This is a genomic window from Lactobacillus kitasatonis DSM 16761 = JCM 1039 (assembly GCF_000615285.1).
GTDB lineage: Bacteria > Bacillota > Bacilli > Lactobacillales > Lactobacillaceae > Lactobacillus > Lactobacillus kitasatonis.
Genome location: NZ_BALU01000002.1, coordinates 41563 through 57651 on the forward strand (window position 1 = coordinate 41563; position 16089 = coordinate 57651).

At 36.1% G+C, this 16089-nt stretch carries 14 protein-coding genes and 2 pseudogenes; 1 reads left to right on the top strand and 15 read right to left on the bottom strand.

Annotated elements, in window-relative coordinates:
* Positions 1 to 91: 91 nt before the first annotated feature.
* From yihA to rpsO, 7 genes and pseudogenes are all read right to left on the bottom strand, one after another.
* Positions 92 to 682 carry a ribosome biogenesis GTP-binding protein YihA/YsxC gene (yihA, locus tag JCM1039_RS01440; RefSeq protein ID WP_025014350.1) on the bottom strand — a complete coding sequence of 197 codons (591 nt, stop codon included), beginning with the start codon at positions 680 to 682 and terminating at the stop codon, positions 92 to 94.
* Positions 672 to 1943 carry an ATP-dependent Clp protease ATP-binding subunit ClpX gene (gene clpX, locus JCM1039_RS01445; protein ID WP_025014351.1) on the bottom strand — a complete coding sequence of 424 codons (1272 nt, stop codon included), beginning with the start codon at positions 1941 to 1943 and terminating at the stop codon, positions 672 to 674. Before clpX ends, yihA begins: the two co-directional genes overlap by 11 nt.
* 129 nt (positions 1944 to 2072) lie before the next feature.
* Positions 2073 to 3403 (bottom strand): annotated as a pseudogene (gene tig, locus JCM1039_RS10230) (trigger factor).
* Positions 3404 to 3550: 147 nt separating this feature from the next.
* Entirely contained in the window at positions 3551 to 4741 is a 1191-nt protein-coding gene (gene tuf / locus JCM1039_RS01455) for an elongation factor Tu (RefSeq protein ID WP_025014352.1), read from the bottom strand.
* Positions 4742 to 4929: 188 nt separating this feature from the next.
* A complete protein-coding gene (locus JCM1039_RS01460) occupies positions 4930 to 5763 on the bottom strand; it encodes a tetratricopeptide repeat protein (RefSeq protein ID WP_025014353.1) in 834 nt (277 codons plus the stop codon).
* A 5-nt stretch (positions 5764 to 5768) separates the two neighbouring features.
* The gene (locus JCM1039_RS01465; RefSeq protein ID WP_025014354.1) at positions 5769 to 7571 is read right to left on the bottom strand and encodes a ribonuclease J; all 1803 of its coding nucleotides are present in this window, start codon (positions 7569 to 7571) and stop codon (positions 5769 to 5771) included.
* A 143-nt stretch (positions 7572 to 7714) separates the two neighbouring features.
* Entirely contained in the window at positions 7715 to 7984 is a 270-nt protein-coding gene (gene rpsO / locus JCM1039_RS01470; RefSeq protein WP_025014355.1) for a 30S ribosomal protein S15, read from the bottom strand.
* A gap of 198 nt (positions 7985 to 8182) precedes the next feature.
* On the opposite strand from rpsO, the gene rpsT reads away from it, so the two are divergent.
* Positions 8183 to 8440: a 30S ribosomal protein S20 gene (gene rpsT / locus JCM1039_RS01475; protein ID WP_025014356.1), complete on the top strand. Its 258-nt coding sequence runs from the start codon at positions 8183 to 8185 to the stop codon at positions 8438 to 8440.
* A gap of 65 nt (positions 8441 to 8505) precedes the next feature.
* Here rpsT and holA read toward each other — a convergent pair whose 3' ends face one another.
* The 8 genes and pseudogenes from holA to JCM1039_RS01515 all read right to left on the bottom strand — a co-directional run bounded on the left by holA (position 8506) and on the right by JCM1039_RS01515 (position 16087).
* On the bottom strand, positions 8506 to 9492 hold the full coding sequence (gene holA, locus JCM1039_RS01480; RefSeq protein WP_025014357.1) for a DNA polymerase III subunit delta: 987 nt from the start codon (positions 9490 to 9492) through the stop codon (positions 8506 to 8508).
* Entirely contained in the window at positions 9489 to 11774 is a 2286-nt protein-coding gene (locus JCM1039_RS01485) for a DNA internalization-related competence protein ComEC/Rec2 (protein WP_025014358.1), read from the bottom strand. The genes holA and JCM1039_RS01485 overlap by 4 nt, the downstream gene beginning before the upstream one ends.
* Positions 11743 to 12428, bottom strand: a pseudogene (locus tag JCM1039_RS10235) (ComEA family DNA-binding protein). The gene JCM1039_RS01485 and the pseudogene JCM1039_RS10235 overlap by 32 nt, the downstream one beginning before the upstream one ends.
* A gap of 73 nt (positions 12429 to 12501) precedes the next feature.
* A complete protein-coding gene (locus JCM1039_RS01495) occupies positions 12502 to 13536 on the bottom strand; it encodes a SepM family pheromone-processing serine protease (protein WP_025014359.1) in 1035 nt (344 codons plus the stop codon).
* Complete coding sequence (gene coaD, locus JCM1039_RS01500; protein WP_025014360.1) at positions 13520 to 14014, bottom strand: pantetheine-phosphate adenylyltransferase; 495 nt, start codon at positions 14012 to 14014, stop codon at positions 13520 to 13522. Before coaD ends, JCM1039_RS01495 begins: the two co-directional genes overlap by 17 nt.
* Positions 14014 to 14565: a 16S rRNA (guanine(966)-N(2))-methyltransferase RsmD gene (gene rsmD, locus JCM1039_RS01505; protein WP_025014361.1), complete on the bottom strand. Its 552-nt coding sequence runs from the start codon at positions 14563 to 14565 to the stop codon at positions 14014 to 14016. The genes coaD and rsmD overlap by 1 nt, the downstream gene beginning before the upstream one ends.
* Positions 14562 to 14906 carry a YlbG family protein gene (locus tag JCM1039_RS01510; RefSeq protein WP_025014362.1) on the bottom strand — a complete coding sequence of 115 codons (345 nt, stop codon included), beginning with the start codon at positions 14904 to 14906 and terminating at the stop codon, positions 14562 to 14564. Before JCM1039_RS01510 ends, rsmD begins: the two co-directional genes overlap by 4 nt.
* Positions 14903 to 16087, bottom strand: coding sequence for an FtsW/RodA/SpoVE family cell cycle protein (locus JCM1039_RS01515; protein WP_025014363.1), 1185 nt, complete (start codon positions 16085 to 16087; stop codon positions 14903 to 14905). Before JCM1039_RS01515 ends, JCM1039_RS01510 begins: the two co-directional genes overlap by 4 nt.
* Between the last annotated feature and the right edge of the window lie 2 nt (positions 16088 to 16089).

A 16089-nucleotide genomic window follows, 5' to 3' on the forward strand; every position in this document is an offset into this window, starting at 1 on the left:
CCTCCCTATTCTATCATTGTTATTTTTAAGCGTATTCATTCTAATTTTTGTCTCATGATACAAAAAAAGCGTTGCTTTTTATGCAACGCTTTTATTGATTAATCTTATCTTCAATCCAGTCTCCTAATTCGGCTACATGCAACTTAGTGACTGAACTAAAAGTCAAAACTGTAACGTGATCATAACTAAGATCCAAATGCTTTTTTAGTCCCGACATCACTTTATTAGTTTGGCTCTTTTTAATTTTATCCATCTTCGTGCAGACAACCAGAATAGGAATATTTAAATATTGCGCATATTCATACATGGCAATATCATCCTTTGTTGGTTGATGGCGGCTATCAATTAGGATAATTAAACCCTTTAAATTAGGTCTTGTTTCCAAATAGTCTTGAATCATTTCGCCAAATTCTTGTCGTCTTTTTTGCGAAACTTTAGCATAGCCATATCCTGGAACATCCACTAAGTAAAATTCATCATTTACTAGATAGAAGTTAAGAGTTTGAGTCTTACCAGGCTGTGATGACGTTCTAGCTAAGTTTTTACGCTTGAGCAGGGTATTGATCAAACTAGATTTTCCTACGTTTGAGCGGCCTGCTAATGCGATCTCAGGTAAATTATCTTTAGGATACTGACTCTCTTTTACAGCACTGATTGCATAACTGCTGCTTTTAATTATCATTAGCACTTACCTGGGATTTTTCAACGTCGTTTGAATCTTTACGAACAACACGTGGCTTAGCATGTTTGGTTATTACATCTTTAGTAACTTCAACTGATACAATGTCGTCTTCACTTGGAGTTTCATACATGATATCCATGATTGAGTTTTCAATAATTGTTCTCAAACCACGGGCACCCATGTTTCTTTGAATAGCCAAGTCGGCAATTGCCTTTAAAGCACCATCAGTAAATTTAAGATCAACATCATCAAGTGAAAGAAGCTTCTTGTATTGTTTTACTAAGGCATTCTTAGGCTCAGTCAATACTCTTACTAAGTCTTCACTGTTAAGCTTGTCTAAAGTAGTAATGATTGGAATTCTACCGATGAATTCTGGAATCATACCAAACTTAACTAAATCAGCTGTAGTCAAATGGCGAGTCCAGTCATCTGCATCAACTTTATCAGCTTCGTTTTCAGCACCAAAACCAATCGTCTTTTTACCAAGACGATTCTTTACGATTTGTTCAATTCCATCAAAGGCACCACCAACAATAAATAAAATGTTAGTAGTATCCATCTTGATCATTTCTTGTTGTGGGTGCTTACGACCACCTTGTGGTGGAACGGATGCAATAGTACCTTCCAAAATCTTCAAAAGAGATTGTTGTACACCCTCACCTGATACATCACGAGTAATTGAAACATTTTCTGACTTCTTAGAAATTTTATCAATTTCGTCGATGTAAATAATGCCACGTTGAGCACGTTCAATATCATAGTCTGCATTTTGCAATAACTTAAGCAAAATGTTTTCTACGTCTTCGCCAACATAACCTGCTTCAGTTAAAGTAGTTGCATCGGCAATTGCAAAAGGTACATTTAAAATTCTAGCAAGAGTTTGTGCCAAATATGTTTTACCTGAACCGGTAGGCCCAATCATAGCAATGTTGGACTTTTGCAATTCAGTGGATGAATCAACATCCATTTGACTAATTCTCTTGTAGTGATTATATACAGCAACGGACAAAACTTTTTTAGCACGATCTTGACCGATTACATATTGATCAAGTTGTTTTTTAATTTCAACTGGTTTAGGTAATTCACGAGCTGTTTTAAGAGAATCTGCTCGTAATTCATCGTCAATAATTTTTTTAGCCAAGTCAACACATTCATTACAAATATAAACGCCATTACCGGCGATCATTTTTTTGACTTGATCTTGAGTTTTACCACAAAAAGCGCATTTAATCTCTTCTTGTTCTGTAAACTGATTTGCCATTAACTTTTTCCTCCTATATCTACCAAAAATTAGATTATCATACTTTAACTAAGATTGATAAATATTAGGCTTATAAATCAAAAAAGCGGCCTAAAGCCGCCTTTTTTGAGGAATCAGCAACAAATTATATTACTTGTCTTCCTTCTTATCGTCTGAATCTTTTGTTTCAAGCTTTGCCTTAGCAACTTGCTTAGCATTATCAGTAATAAGATCCATAGCCTTACGTACAGTGATGTCGTGGCTTAACATATCATCAGTTAAGGTGTTACGTACAGTCTTTTCATCCATATTGTATTCAGCAGCAAGATCCTTGATTTCCTTGTCAATTTCGTCCTTAGTTGCCTTAAGACCTTCTGCATCAACAACAGCTTCAAGAACTAAGTTAGTCTTAACTCTTTCAGCAGCGTTCTTAGCAAATTGTGAACGTAATTGTTGTTCGTTAGTGTTAGTCAACTTGTAGTAAGTTTGAGGATCGATACCTTGACGTTGCATGTTGCCCAAGTATTGGTTCAATTGGGTGTCAACATCTTCTTGAATCATTGCATCAGGAATTTCGTCAACAGTAGCATTATTTACAGCACCTTCGATAGCAGCTTCTTGGATAGCATCCTTAGCAGCTTCTTCCTTTTGTGCCTTCAAGTCCTTCTTAATCTTGTCCTTTAATTCGTCAAGAGTATCTACTGAGTCATCAACATCCTTAGCAAATTCATCATCTAACTTAGGAAGTTGCTTTGACTTAACTTCGTGGATCTTAGTTGCAAAGTGAGCTTCTTTACCAGCTAAATCCTTTGCGCCGTAATCCTTAGGGAAAGTTACAACAACATCAACGTCGTCACCTGCTTCGTGACCAATAAGTTGATCTTCAAAGCCTGGGATAAATGCACCTGAACCTAATTCAAGTGAGTAGTTTTCAGCTGAGCCGCCTTCAAATTCCTTACCGTCGATAGTACCCTTGTAGTCGATGGTTACAGTATCGCTTTTTTCTGCCTTACCCTTCTTAAGAACAAGTTCAGCATTTTGTTCACGACGCTTGTCAAGTTCAGCATCAACGTCCTTTTGGTAAACACGAGTGTTTTGCTTAGGAACTTCGATACCCTTGTAGTCACCTAACTTAACTTCTGGCTCTACAGTAACAGTAGCTTCATAGTCCAGTCCTTACCCTTGTCCATTGATACAGGAGTAATTTGTGGTTGGCCAACTGCAGCAATACCTGCTTCCTTAACAGCAGCAGAATATGCATTTGGTAATACGATGTTTAAAGCATCCTCATATAATGCTTCTTCACCGTAGTATTGATCAAAAATTACACGAGAAACGTGGCCTTTTCTAAAGCCAGGAACACGCAAGTTTTTCTTTACTCTTCTAAATGCTTGGTCTAAACCTAATTTAATTTCATCTTGTGAAATATCAAAAGTAAGTTCACCGGTTGTTTTACCGGTCTTTTCCCATTTTACAGACATTAATAAAATACCTCCAATGTCAAGTTTGAGTTTGCTTCTTGCATACTAAGTTATCTTACCTTAAACTCGCACAAAAAACAAATATCTAAAAGAAAAAAAGATGCGCTCCAGTGAAGAAGTGCATCTTTTTTACTATATCGTTAGAAATTAGTCAAGGATTTCAGTAACCTGACCGGCACCAACGGTACGACCACCTTCACGGATGGTGAACTTAGTACCCTTTTCGATGGCAGCTGGCTTAATCAAGGTAACAGTGAATTCAGTGTTATCACCAGGCATAACCATTTCAGTACCTTCTGGCAATTCAATTTCACCAGTAATATCAGTGGTGTGGAAGTAGAATTGTGGACGGTAGTCTGAGAAGAATGGGGTGTGACGACCACCTTCGTCCTTCTTCAAAACATAAACTTGACCCTTAAACTTCTTGTGGGTTTGGATTGAGCCTGGAGCAGCCAATACTTGACCACGAACAACTTGGTCACGGTCGATACCACGAAGCAATACACCAACGTTATCGCCGGCTTCACCTAAGTCCAAAGTCTTGTGGAACATTTCCAAACCAGTAACAACTGACTTAAGAACCTTGTCTACCAAACCAACAATTTCAACTTCGTCACCGATCTTAACAGTACCACGGTCGATACGACCTGAAGCAACAGTACCACGACCAGTGATAGTGAATACGTCTTCAACTGGCATTAAGAATGGCTTGTCAGTTTGACGTTCTGGAGTTGGAATGTATTCATCAACGACGTCCATCAACTTCAAGATTTGTTCTTGAGCTTCCTTGTCGCCTTGTAAAGCTTTCAAAGCTGAACCACGAACAACTGGAATATCGTCACCAGGGTAATCGTATTCAGTTAACAAGTCACGAACTTCCATTTCAACCAAGTCAATCAATTCTGGGTCGTCAACCAAATCGCACTTGTTCAAGAATACTACGATGTAGTTAACACCAACTTGACGAGCAAGCAAAATGTGTTCACGAGTTTGTGGCATAGGACCATCAGTTGCAGCAACAACTAAGATAGCACCATCCATTTGTGCAGCACCGGTAATCATGTTCTTGATGTAGTCGGCGTGGCCTGGAGCGTCCATGTGAGCGTAGTGACGATTTTCAGTTTCGTATTCTACGTGGGCGGTGTTAATAGTGATACCACGTTCCTTTTCTTCTGGTGCAGCATCGATTTGTGAGTAATCTTCAGCCTTAGCTAAACCTTTGTCAGCTAAAACAGTAGTAATAGCCGCAGTTAAAGTGGTCTTACCGTGGTCAACGTGACCGATAGTACCAATGTTTACGTGTGGCTTAGTTCTAACGTAATGTTCTTTTTCTGCCATTAAAATGACCCTCCTGTAAATTTGCAAGAAGTCCGTTGAGATAAGCTAACGGATAATTCTCTGTTGAATATTGTACTACTTTCTTCGGCAAATGCCTAGTAAAAAAGCTTAAGCGAACTTGCCTAACGAAAATATCCTTTGCTAATTATACTAAATAGTTGGAAAAAGTAAACCTTTTTGGCTTATTTTTATTTAGGTAAATGCTGATAAATCTTTTCAAACAATTTTTGGTGGCTGCGACCGTCTTTAGTTTGTAAAAAAGATACCAAGTCACTAGCAAAGCTATCGGATTCATCAACATATTTTTTTATTTCAGGGTATAAACTACCAACAACTAAATTAGTTTCTCCAATCATTAATGGTAGTTGACTAGGATTATGTGCAAAACGTGAACCAACAGCCGCAATTATTTCGAGATATGCTGGTTCTTTTTCTAGCAAAGGTGTATCTGCAGGAACAAAATCTTCTAAGTTATCTATTACCCAAATCTTAAATTTATCTTTTAATCCTAAACGCACCAAATCCTCACAAAGTGCTAAACGTAATGCAAAATCTGGTGTTGGATCTAGTAATACGCTTTGAGTAAAAGCCTTAAAATTAATCAGGTTTAATTTATGCAAGCTTTCAAAATCAGCCTGGTTAACTTGCTTTTTCTGCTTAAATTCTTGCATAATGCTTTGCTGTTTTTCCTCAGAAACTGGCTCTACCTTAACTGGTAACTCAAATCCTGTAATATGTTTAAGCTGCAAAGCTTCTATTAAAAAATTATTCTTTTGTAAAACTTTACAATAGGTTTGATAAACTCGCTGATCAGAAAAAAGATCAGGCTCTTCTTTAATTAAAGCATATGCCTGATCTTCTTGTTTATTAGCGCAATACAGTTCACACAGCTGCAAAATTACATCTATAGAGTGCTCTCCTCGAAGTGCTTCCTCTAGATTTTGAATAGCAGCTTCAATATCACCTTTACGCTTATTTTCTTCAGCAAGCTTCAATAAGTTCTTTTGACTAATTGATGTCATAATTCTTATTTTTCCTTGCTTTTAATATTTTCTTTCTTTTTATTATTTGCTTGACGTTTTAAGTTAGACTTCTTCGTATTATTTGACTTGTTGTCATTTTGCGTCTTTTCATTGCGCTTTTGCATTGCACGATGACGATTTTGATTTACTTCCATGACAACTGGCAAAATTACTGGACGACGGTTAGTTCTCTTATATAAGAACTTCTCCAAGTCTCCACGAATATCTTGCTTTAATTCAGTCCAATCAAATTTCTTATGTTCAAAGTTATTGTTGATTGCCTTCTTGATTACTTCAATTGAATCATTCATCAACTGACGGTTAGCCTTAATGTAAACAAAGCCACGGCTAGTAACTTTAGGTTCAGCAATAATCTTTTTCTTCTTACGGTCAATAGTTACAACTGCAATGAAGATACCATCATCGGATAATACTTCACGATCACGCAAAACGATGTTACCAACGTCACCAACACCTGAACCATCAATCATAGTATCTTCGCCTGGAACAGGATCAGAAAGATAAAAACGTTTCTTCTTAAAGTCATAGTCCAAGCAATCACCATTTTTGGTAATATAAACGTTCTTTGGATTCATACCAGCCTTAACAGCCAAATCGCGTACGATTTCAAGTAAACGATATTCACCAATTACTGGGATTAAGAACTTAGGCTTCAAAGTATCAATCAATAATTGAATATCACGTCCAGTAGCGTGACCACTGGTGTGAATGTTGCGGCCAAGTTGAATGACAGTACCGCCCGCCTTATAAACTAAGTCACTAGTTTCAGCTACCATTGTTTCAACAGAGTGAGATGGTGTAGTCGCAATAAAGACCAAATCACCCTTGTGAATAGTAATCATGCTGTGACGTTTCTTAGCCATCTTTTGCAATGAATTCAAAGGCTCACCCATTCGACCGGTTTCCAAAATAACGGTCTTGTTGTCAGGAATAGTCCTCAAATCTTTAACACGCATCAAAAGGCCATCTGGTACGTCTAAATAGCCTAACTTCATAGAAGTTCTTACAATCTTAGCTAAATCACGACCAGTAAGCAACACTCGCTTGCCTGTTGCTTTAGCAGCGTTTAAAACTTCTTGAACACGGTTCAAGTTTGAGGCTTTGGCAGCAACGATAATTCTACCCTTTGCATTTCTAAATACGTTAGTAACAAGCTTACCAATATCTTGTTCAGAAGCATTAGGGAATGAAGCTTCTGCATTAGAAGAATCACTTAAAAGTGCTAGTACGCCCCTATGTTCAATTTCTGCCAAGCGATCCATATCTGTATGGTAATTCTTAGCTGCAGTTGGATCGAATTTAAAGTCACCAGTATAAACGATTTCACCTTCTGGAGTATGAACATCGATACCAAGTGAATCTGGAATTGAGTGCGTAGTATGGAAGAAAGAGATACTTGCATTCTTAAAGTCGATCTCAGTATCAACATCGATTACATGGAACAAACTATTCTTCCGATGCTTGTTCTCACGTTGAACTTCAATCTTAGCAAGTTCAATACTTAATTGTGAACCAAATACTGGAATATCATACTTTCTCAAGATGTAAGGCAAAGCACCAATTGAGTCAGCATGTCCATGGGTAATAAAAATACCTGCTACTCGATCTCCATATTGTTCAAAGAAATCCATATCAGGAATAACAACATCGATACCAAATAAAGAACTATCAGGATACTTCAATCCGGCATCAAGGACAAAAATTTCATCATTAACTTGAACGGCAAACATGTCTTTCCCCTGTTCACGCACACCGCTCAAGATCATAATCTTAAGTTGATTAGCCATTATATTTCCTTTTCTATTTAAATATTCAATTTTCTTATGGATCAATTGATCACAACGTAAAAATAATCTGTTTTAATTTTAGCATAAACAAGGACACAAAAAAAGCCAGCCAAATGGCTGACTTGTTCTTTTTATCGTTAAAATTAACGACGAAGACCTAACTTCTTGATCAATTCACGGTAACGGTTAATGTCGTTATTTTCTAAGTAACGAAGTAAGTTACGACGGTGACCAATCTTCTTAAGCAAACCAACGTATGAGTGGTGGTCGTGCTTGTGGTTCTTCATGTGTTCAGTCAAGTTGTTGATGTCTGCAGTTAAGAGAGCAACTTGTACTTCAACAGAACCAGTGTCACCTTCGTGAGTTGCGTATTCTTTAATAATGTTGTCTTTTTCGGTCTTTGAAATTGCCATAAAAATTTCACCTTTCATATAAATAATTGCCATTAACAACGTTTATCGTCGGCGTGAGCAAATAGACAGCGTTAATGGTTCACAAAAATTATGATACACATTATTTTTTCAAAAAGCAAGCATAAATTGCCTTGCATCTAAGATGCTTCTTAAGTATAATGTATGAAGTAAATTTCTAAATCATTGGAGGTGAATTTCATGCCACAAATCAAATCAGCTATTAAACGTGTTAAGACGCAAAACGCTGCTAGAGAACGTAACGCTTCTGAATTAAGCAAATTAAGAACTGCTGTTAAGAAGTTTAAGAACGCTGTCGAAACTGATAGTAAAGAAGACGTCTCCAAATTGCATTTAGAAGCTGTTCGTGCTTTGGACAAGGCTGCTTCAAAAGGCTTAATCCACAAGAACAAGGCTGCTCGTGATAAGAGCCGTTTAAACAAATTAGCAAACAAGTAATTAATACTTATTACTAATCAAAAAAGAGAGAAGATCATAATTATGTTCTTCTCTCTTTTTTTGTTTTATACATTCAAAACAAATAGTTTTAGGAAATTATCTTCATGATAAGTACCATTTTTATAATTAAATTCTAGTTCAATTGCATCCCGCAACAATTGTTCAAGTTTACTGATCTTTACCCTATTTTTTAAGGCTAATTTTACTCGATATGGGTGAACACCAAGATCTTTAACTATCTGCGGCTCACTGCGACCTCTTTGAGCTAGGATTTTAACTACTAGTAATAATTCTAGCTGATTTTCAAAAACAGCTAACAACTGAATTGGAGAAGTGCCCTCCCTTAATTGGTTTTCCAATCGATCTACCGCTTCTTGATAGTTTCGATTTAGAGCAGATTCCAAAATTGCAAAAATATTTTGTGCAAGCGACAAATCGACATTTTGCATGACGGATTTTTCTGTAATCTTATTATCTGTTGCCGCCATCTTCAGCTTTTGATAATTGCTTAAAACGGTATCCATCACTTGGTCGCTTCGTTCAATTAAAAGCTGTAAAGCTGATTGTGTAATGGTATAACCCTCTGCTTTAATAAGAGCCTTAGTAATTGCACCAACTTCATAAGAACGAATCTTAGGTTCAACAACGTTGAATTGTTTCAGTACAGTTTTAGTAAGCTTTTTGCGTCGATCAAGCTTATCATATGAAGCCACAATCACGATTACATCTTCTAAATCTGCCAAATTTTCAAATATCTTCACTAAATCATTAATCTGCTTTTGATACTTTTTAGGCACTTTAGCTGTCAAAAAGAATGGATTTTTGACCATAATCAATTTTTGCTCACTAAACAAACTAGACTCGGTCAAACTGGCAATCAATTCATCTAGCCCATCAGTCTCACAGTCAACAATTACATGCTCAAGATCCTTAAACTTTTCTTCTTTGGCATAGGATTTAGCGAGATAGTCATTGACAAAATCGTCCTCACTCCAAATTAAAGTGTGCGGATTATTATTGTTTGTATTTTTAAATAAGGAAAGTAAGGTCATTTTTTACCCCGCTTCAAAAAGTAATTAAATTCTGGTTCTTTCATTCCACCATAATACCAGCTAATCATACCACAGTCTTGGGTTGAAACCCACGGTATTTGTTGATTGGTTAGTGTTGTCAAAGTTTCTTGATGCGGATGACCAAAACGATTATTGCGTCCAGCTGAAATAAAAACTCGCTTAGGATGAATAGCTTGCAAGAATTCTGGCTTTGAAGAAGTTTTACTGCCATGATGTCCTAGCTTAAAATAATCAATATTTAAAGCAGTCTTTTGCATTATTTCATTCTCTCCTTCTTGCCCTAAATCTCCTGTAAAAAGCCAATTTTTATTTGCCAATCTGAAAAACAAACTTAATGAATCTTCATTTTTCCCTTCACCTGGTTGGTAAGGATAAACCACATTGAAGGTAATTTGAGGCTCTTTTACCTGCATTCCTGCTAATAATTCTACCAACTTTGTATGCTTAATCCGTCCATCCAGTCTTTTTTGAAAAGATGGATTTTTAATTAATCCCTGAGCCATAAACAACTTTTTAACTTTAACTTGCTCTAACAGCGGGCCTAAATCTCCCACGTGATCCGCATCTTGGTGAGAGACAAACACACCATCTAGAGTATTAATTCCTTGGCTTTTTAAAAACGGTATCGTGATTCGATTAATCTGAGGTGTAACTTTTTTACCACTAAAATTAAGCTTGCCTCCTGTATCAATGAGGTAAGCTTTGCGCGGAAAAGGAGTAGTAACCAAAATGCTATCGCCTTGTCCAACGTCAATAAAGGTTACTTGCCCTCGCAACGGAAAATGAATCATGCTAAAGAAAACAGTATATAGCATAATTAAAGTTGCGCTAATCTTTTTAAAGTTAAACTGCCACTCCGGCTTTTCTCTTAAAGCAACAATTAAACCGATTGACACGACAAGTAAAAGCAAGCATTGCCACCAATTAATCTGACCAAAGTTAATCAGGCCAAATTGCGTTTGGGACAGCCTGCCAATAAGTTGTTCTCCGAATTCCAGTATTTTTTCAAAAAGTGGTGCCAGTTGCTTTGTAAAACCAAATGTTAACACATTGATAAATGCTAACGGCATTACTACCCAGTTAAAATATGGTACAACCAGCATATTAAATAAAACCGTTAAGAAATTAATCTGATAAAAGAACAAAAGTAAAGGTGGCGTCAATAATAAATTGAGCAAAATTGACTGCTTTAGTTCATTAAAAGAATCAGTTAGCTGCAATCCTAAAGCCAAAATGTAACTTAAAAGTGCACCTGCACCCATGAATAATCGTGGCACAAATAGCATATGAATAACGCAGGTCAGTCCTAGCAAATCAACCTGTGCAATATGATAACCTTTACATTTACAAATTTTGCCTAAAAAATAAGTTAAACTAGCACGTACAAATCCGGCCTGCCCACTACTTAAAAAGATGCCGAGTAGTAGAATCAATACACAAAATAAAAACGTCTCTTCATCCGTCATTTTTAAGCTATAACAGATGGTGCTAATGATTAACACGTAGATGCCAACGTGCAAACCCGAAATACTTAATAAATGGATTACGCCTAAATCACGATAATTATTCAATATTTCTTGATTTTCCTGGGCATTGTTTTCACCTAAAATTAGTTCACTCGCAAAAAAGTTCAATAATTGTGGCATCTTTTTGAAATATTTTTGCAGGCTATAACGCAATTGGTGGAGTTTTCCAACCAAATCAGGCTGAACAGGCGCCAGTTGTATATTGGTAAATTTAATTCTCTGAAAAATTTTTTTAGTAGCATAATAATTTTGATAATTAAATTCACCGATATTTGTTGCTGATTCAATCGGTTCACATTTACCTTCAATTTGGTTCATTATAATGGGCTGACCTATTTTTAATATCTTTTTTTGTTCATCAGAAACCTTTCCAGCGATCAAGATATCTCCGCCTTCAAAATGTCCAGTTCCTGATAAAAAATCATCTTTAATATGAACCTGATCAGGATAAATTTTAATTTTGCTTTGCTCATTCAATTCAAAATTAATTGTCTTTTTATTTAAAAATGCGACTAAACTAAATAACACCAAAATCAATACAATAATTTGAGTATTAGCGCTATATTTTTCAACCAATAAAATTAGAAAATATAGACTAAACAAACTACAAACAATTTTTTGAAGAAAAGTATTACCAACAAATATCCAAAAAGATAGAGCAATCAACAACAATGCCAAAATCAAATAAAAACCGGCATTATTTTTAAACAGCCAATTGATCTTTAAGACTTGCAAAGGTCTTTTCTCCTATTCCAGATACCTGCATTAAATCTTCAATCTTTTTAAATGATCCTTTTTGTTCACGATAGGCAATGATTTGCTCAGCCTTCTTTTCGCCAATTCCTGTTAATTTTTGTAGATCAGCTATATTCGCTGTATTTAAATTGATTTTCTCACCACTGCCTTGTTCTGATGAACCTGATTCACTGCTAGTAGAACTTGCCGGACTTCCTGTACCCGTCCCGGTCGTTGCGGCATTTTCTACCTTCTCACCTTTATAAGGAATATGAATTTTATCTTGATCCTTCAATAAAATTGCACGATTAATTGCCTTTAACTGAGCCTACTAGTCGTGCCACCAGCCGCTTCAATTAATTCCTGCAATCTTGCACCATTTTTAAGCGTATATACGCCTTCATGCTTTACAGCTCCCGAAATATCACAAGTTACGGTTTTTGATTCACTCACAGATGAACTACTCGCCGTGTTTTCCATCGTGGTACTTGATGAAGACCTGCTTTTTTGCATTAATTGTGTATTTTCTACCTCAGTATTTTTATCCTGACTATCTCCTTTCTTGAAATAAAAGAAACCCATCAAAATAATCCCTGCCGCAATCAAATACACTTTCTTTTCAATTGCAAATTCCTTTATTTTCTCAAAATTCATATAATTCACCTCTACTATTTATTACGCAAAAAAAGCCCAGAATTTTTTCTGGACTTTTATTTTTTATCTTTTTCTAATAATGTGCTTTTAAATAGTTGAGGGCATCATCAAAATTGCCGACTGGAACAATCTTCATCTTAGTATGAATTCTTTTTGCCGTTCGCTTAGCCACTGCATAATTTGTCTGACTCTTCTTAACCTCAGTTGAATCAGTTGGAGCAAAGAAGACTTCTGCTCCCTCTCGGCTAGCCGCAACTACTTTTTTGTCAACACCACCGATAATACCAACCTTACCATTTGGTGAAATCGTTCCTGTACCTGCAATCCTATGACCATGACTCAAATTTTGCTTAGTAAAGACTTCGTAACTTTCTAGTGTAAACATCAAACCGGCAGAAGGTCCGCCAATTTCACCAGCATTAATAGATAATTTTGGTTTGGTTTTAACTTCCACATGTTCAACCAGTTGAATACCAATACCTGGTTTATTAGTGCCTTTTACTTTAACGATCTTGCCAGTAAATTGTTTCTTCTTCTTACCCCTTAAGACAGAAATCTTCACAGGACTGCCTATCTTTTGTTTACACAAATAAGACATCATTTCTTCAGTTGAATGGAATCGATGACCATTGGCGCCTAAAACTGTATCGCCTATTTGAAGTTTCTTTCTAAAACTAGAACCTTTTTGCACTTCCATGACGTAAACGCCAAGATATTTAAAGCTATGCTTTTTACCAGCCTTTTTTGCCGCATAATAAATTGCATTCTGCTGACTTGTTTCCATGTACCAATTTTGCAATTCATTATACTGTGCACTGGTTTGCCCACCTAACAGTTCCTTGCTAGAAATACGATCGTTATACGGTCTGGTGTAACTCCACAAATACTGCAATATCGAGGCAGGCCTATTTGTGACGCTTACTGTTACCAAATAAAAGTTATTTGGCTTTTTATTCTTAGATTTAATAAACTGACCTACCGGTACTGCCTCACCAGGTGCCTCAATATAATAGTCAGTCGGCCAAAAGGCTAAAAACGCAACTGCTATTATTGCGATAATTGCAATAAGCCAATTGCGTAATTTATGTGATTTATTCTGATTGTTCATGATTTAATTTCTTTCTTAATGCTTCAGCCGCTTTCTCTGGCAAAAACTGACGCACATCTTCATTAAAACGAGCCAATTCTTTGATCATACTTGAAGCAACAAAAGAATTTTCTGGACTACTAAATAATAAAATTGTATTGATATCAGGAGCTAATCTTTTATTGATCCCTGCAATTTCTTGCTCGTAGCGAAAGTCTGCGCTATTGCGTACACCACGAACTATTGCCTTAGCATGTAACTCATGAGCCAGATTAACAGTTATCATATCCGGCTTTTCTAGCACCTCAATATTAGGAATATCTTTCAATGCATCCCTAATAAAATCAGCCCGCTGCTCTGCTGTAAACAAATAATGTTTAGACGTATTCGTCATCGCTACTACATACACCTTATCAAAGATTTGTGCAGCTTTTTTAGCAGTTTCCACATGCCCATTAGTAATTGGATCAAAACTTCCTGGAAAAAGTGCGATAGTCATTATTTATCCTTTCGATAAATTCTCACAATAGTTTTGCCTAAATGGTGTTCCTTTACTAAAGAAAAGCCTTCAATTGATCCCAATTCGGTATGATCATCAGTTTCTGCAACGATAATTGCACCATCATTTAACAAGCCTAACTTGTTCATTTGTTGCATATCTTTCGCAATTTTTTCTTTAGCATAAGGTGGATCCAAAAATACTAAATCAAAGCTTTGCCCATTTTCCGCAAATAATTTCAATGCAGCTGAACTGCGCATATTATAAATTTCAAAGCGGTTTTCTTCTTTAGTAAGAGCAACATTCTTTTTAATAATTGAACAAGCTGCGTGATTAATATCAACTAAACTAGCATGATCGTAGCCTCTTGAGACGGCTTCAATTCCTAATGCACCACTACCAGCGTACAAATCAAGGACATTACCACCATCAAAAAATTGTCCTAACGAGTTAAACAAGGATTCTTTTACTTTATCGCTAGTTGGTCTAGTACGATTGCTTTTTAAAGTAAATAAATTTCTCTTAGCATATTTTCCTGAAATAATTCTCATTGCATCTGATCCTCATTTTTTTCTTGCTCTAACTGCAACTTTTCTTCAGCAGCTTTAGCCATATCGGTTATTTGTTTTTCAATATATTCACTGTCTAAATTAACTTCGTCTTCAGCTGATATTTCTACATAAGTAACAAAATCCAGATTTGAGATTTGCTTTTGCATTTCTTTAGCTTCTCTACGGTTAACATAGAGCATGCAATATTTCATCTTTTTAGAAAAATAAACTATATCACCGTAGCGACGCAGTTTGTATTGATCACTTACCGATTTTAAATAAATAATCAATGCAACGCGTTTAATTAAATGCGTACCTTCGATTTCTTTATTTATACTCATGCGACCGTTTCATCCTTTTCTTGTAACATTTTTTCGTTTGCAGAAACATTTAAAACCAAACCAATTGCGGCAGTTAAAACGATCATTGATGAACCACCATATGAAATAAACGGCAGCGTTACACCAGTAATTGGCAATAAGCCCAATACCGCACCAATATTGAATAAAGCTTCTGTAAAAAGAATCGTGGCAACACCAAAGCAAATTAAAGCGTCAAATTGTGAACTAGCGTTAATACCGACTTCCATGATTTCCCACATTAAGTAAAATAAGAGGCCAACTAAAAGAATAGTCATTATAACACCGACCTCTTCGGCAGTAATTGACAAAATAAAGTCTGTGTAAGGTTCTGGCAAGTAACCACGCTTTTGCATACTATTTCCTAGTCCTACACCGAACAACCCACCATTATGAATTGCATAGTAGGAGTTAACTAACTGAGCCCCACCTTTTCGTTCAAGCTCAAAGGGATGCAAAAATGACATTAATCGTTGGAATTGATAGCTCTTTCGCAGGAATTCAGGATTCCAAGTAACTACAAGTATAAATACTAAGCCGACAAAAATTGCAATTCCTATTAGCCAAGTCAAAGCCAATCTAGTTGGCACACCAGATACTGAGAACATAACTAAAGTGATCATGAACAAAATAGCCGTACCACCAAAGTCAGGTTCAACAATAACTAAACACATTAAGAATGCAGATAGAATAGCTGGGTGAGAAAGATTAGCTTTAATCTTACCTTTGACAAACTTCCCGTCTCTTCGGTCTAAGACATAAGCCAAATAAATAACCAAAGCTAGTTTAGTTACTTCCAGTGGCTGCAAATTAATAAAACCTAAGTTAATCCAACCAACGGCACCATTAACTTCTGCAGAACTAACATGGGCAAACTTCAGTATTACCAACCAAAACAGCATTAAAATACAAAGTATTAAAAAGCCTGCTACAAATTTAGGATTTTTAATTACTTTTAGTTTTACTGCAAAAAACGGGATACCAAAGCCCAAAAATGCCACTGCAGCATAAATCGCCTGTCTTATTCCATAAACATCTGGCTTAAAACCATTAACTAACAAAATATCAGAACTAGCTGAATATACCAAAATTATTCCAACTACTACCAAAATCAAGTAAGGAATAAAGATTCGGTAATTAAGATAATTTAATTTTCGACGCACGA

Bases quoted from the DNA above. Each gene is read 5' to 3' on its own strand.
- rpsO (WP_025014355.1), bottom strand. From the start codon at position 7,984: ATGGCAATTTCAAAGACCGAAAAAGACAACATTATTAAAGAATACGCA.
- JCM1039_RS01510 (WP_025014362.1), bottom strand. From the start codon at position 14,906: ATGAGTATAAATAAAGAAATCGAAGGTACGCATTTAATTAAACGCGTT.
- yihA (WP_025014350.1), bottom strand. From the start codon at position 682: ATGATAATTAAAAGCAGCAGTTATGCAATCAGTGCTGTAAAAGAGAGT.
- rpsT (WP_025014356.1), top strand. From the start codon at position 8,183: ATGCCACAAATCAAATCAGCTATTAAACGTGTTAAGACGCAAAACGCT.
- rsmD (WP_025014361.1), bottom strand. From the start codon at position 14,565: ATGAGAATTATTTCAGGAAAATATGCTAAGAGAAATTTATTTACTTTA.
- tuf (WP_025014352.1), bottom strand. From the start codon at position 4,741: ATGGCAGAAAAAGAACATTACGTTAGAACTAAGCCACACGTAAACATT.
- JCM1039_RS01460 (WP_025014353.1), bottom strand. From the start codon at position 5,763: ATGACATCAATTAGTCAAAAGAACTTATTGAAGCTTGCTGAAGAAAAT.
- coaD (WP_025014360.1), bottom strand. From the start codon at position 14,014: ATGACTATCGCACTTTTTCCAGGAAGTTTTGATCCAATTACTAATGGG.
- holA (WP_025014357.1), bottom strand. From the start codon at position 9,492: ATGACCTTACTTTCCTTATTTAAAAATACAAACAATAATAATCCGCAC.
- clpX (WP_025014351.1), bottom strand. From the start codon at position 1,943: ATGGCAAATCAGTTTACAGAACAAGAAGAGATTAAATGCGCTTTTTGT.
- JCM1039_RS01465 (WP_025014354.1), bottom strand. From the start codon at position 7,571: ATGGCTAATCAACTTAAGATTATGATCTTGAGCGGTGTGCGTGAACAG.
- JCM1039_RS01495 (WP_025014359.1), bottom strand. From the start codon at position 13,536: ATGAACAATCAGAATAAATCACATAAATTACGCAATTGGCTTATTGCA.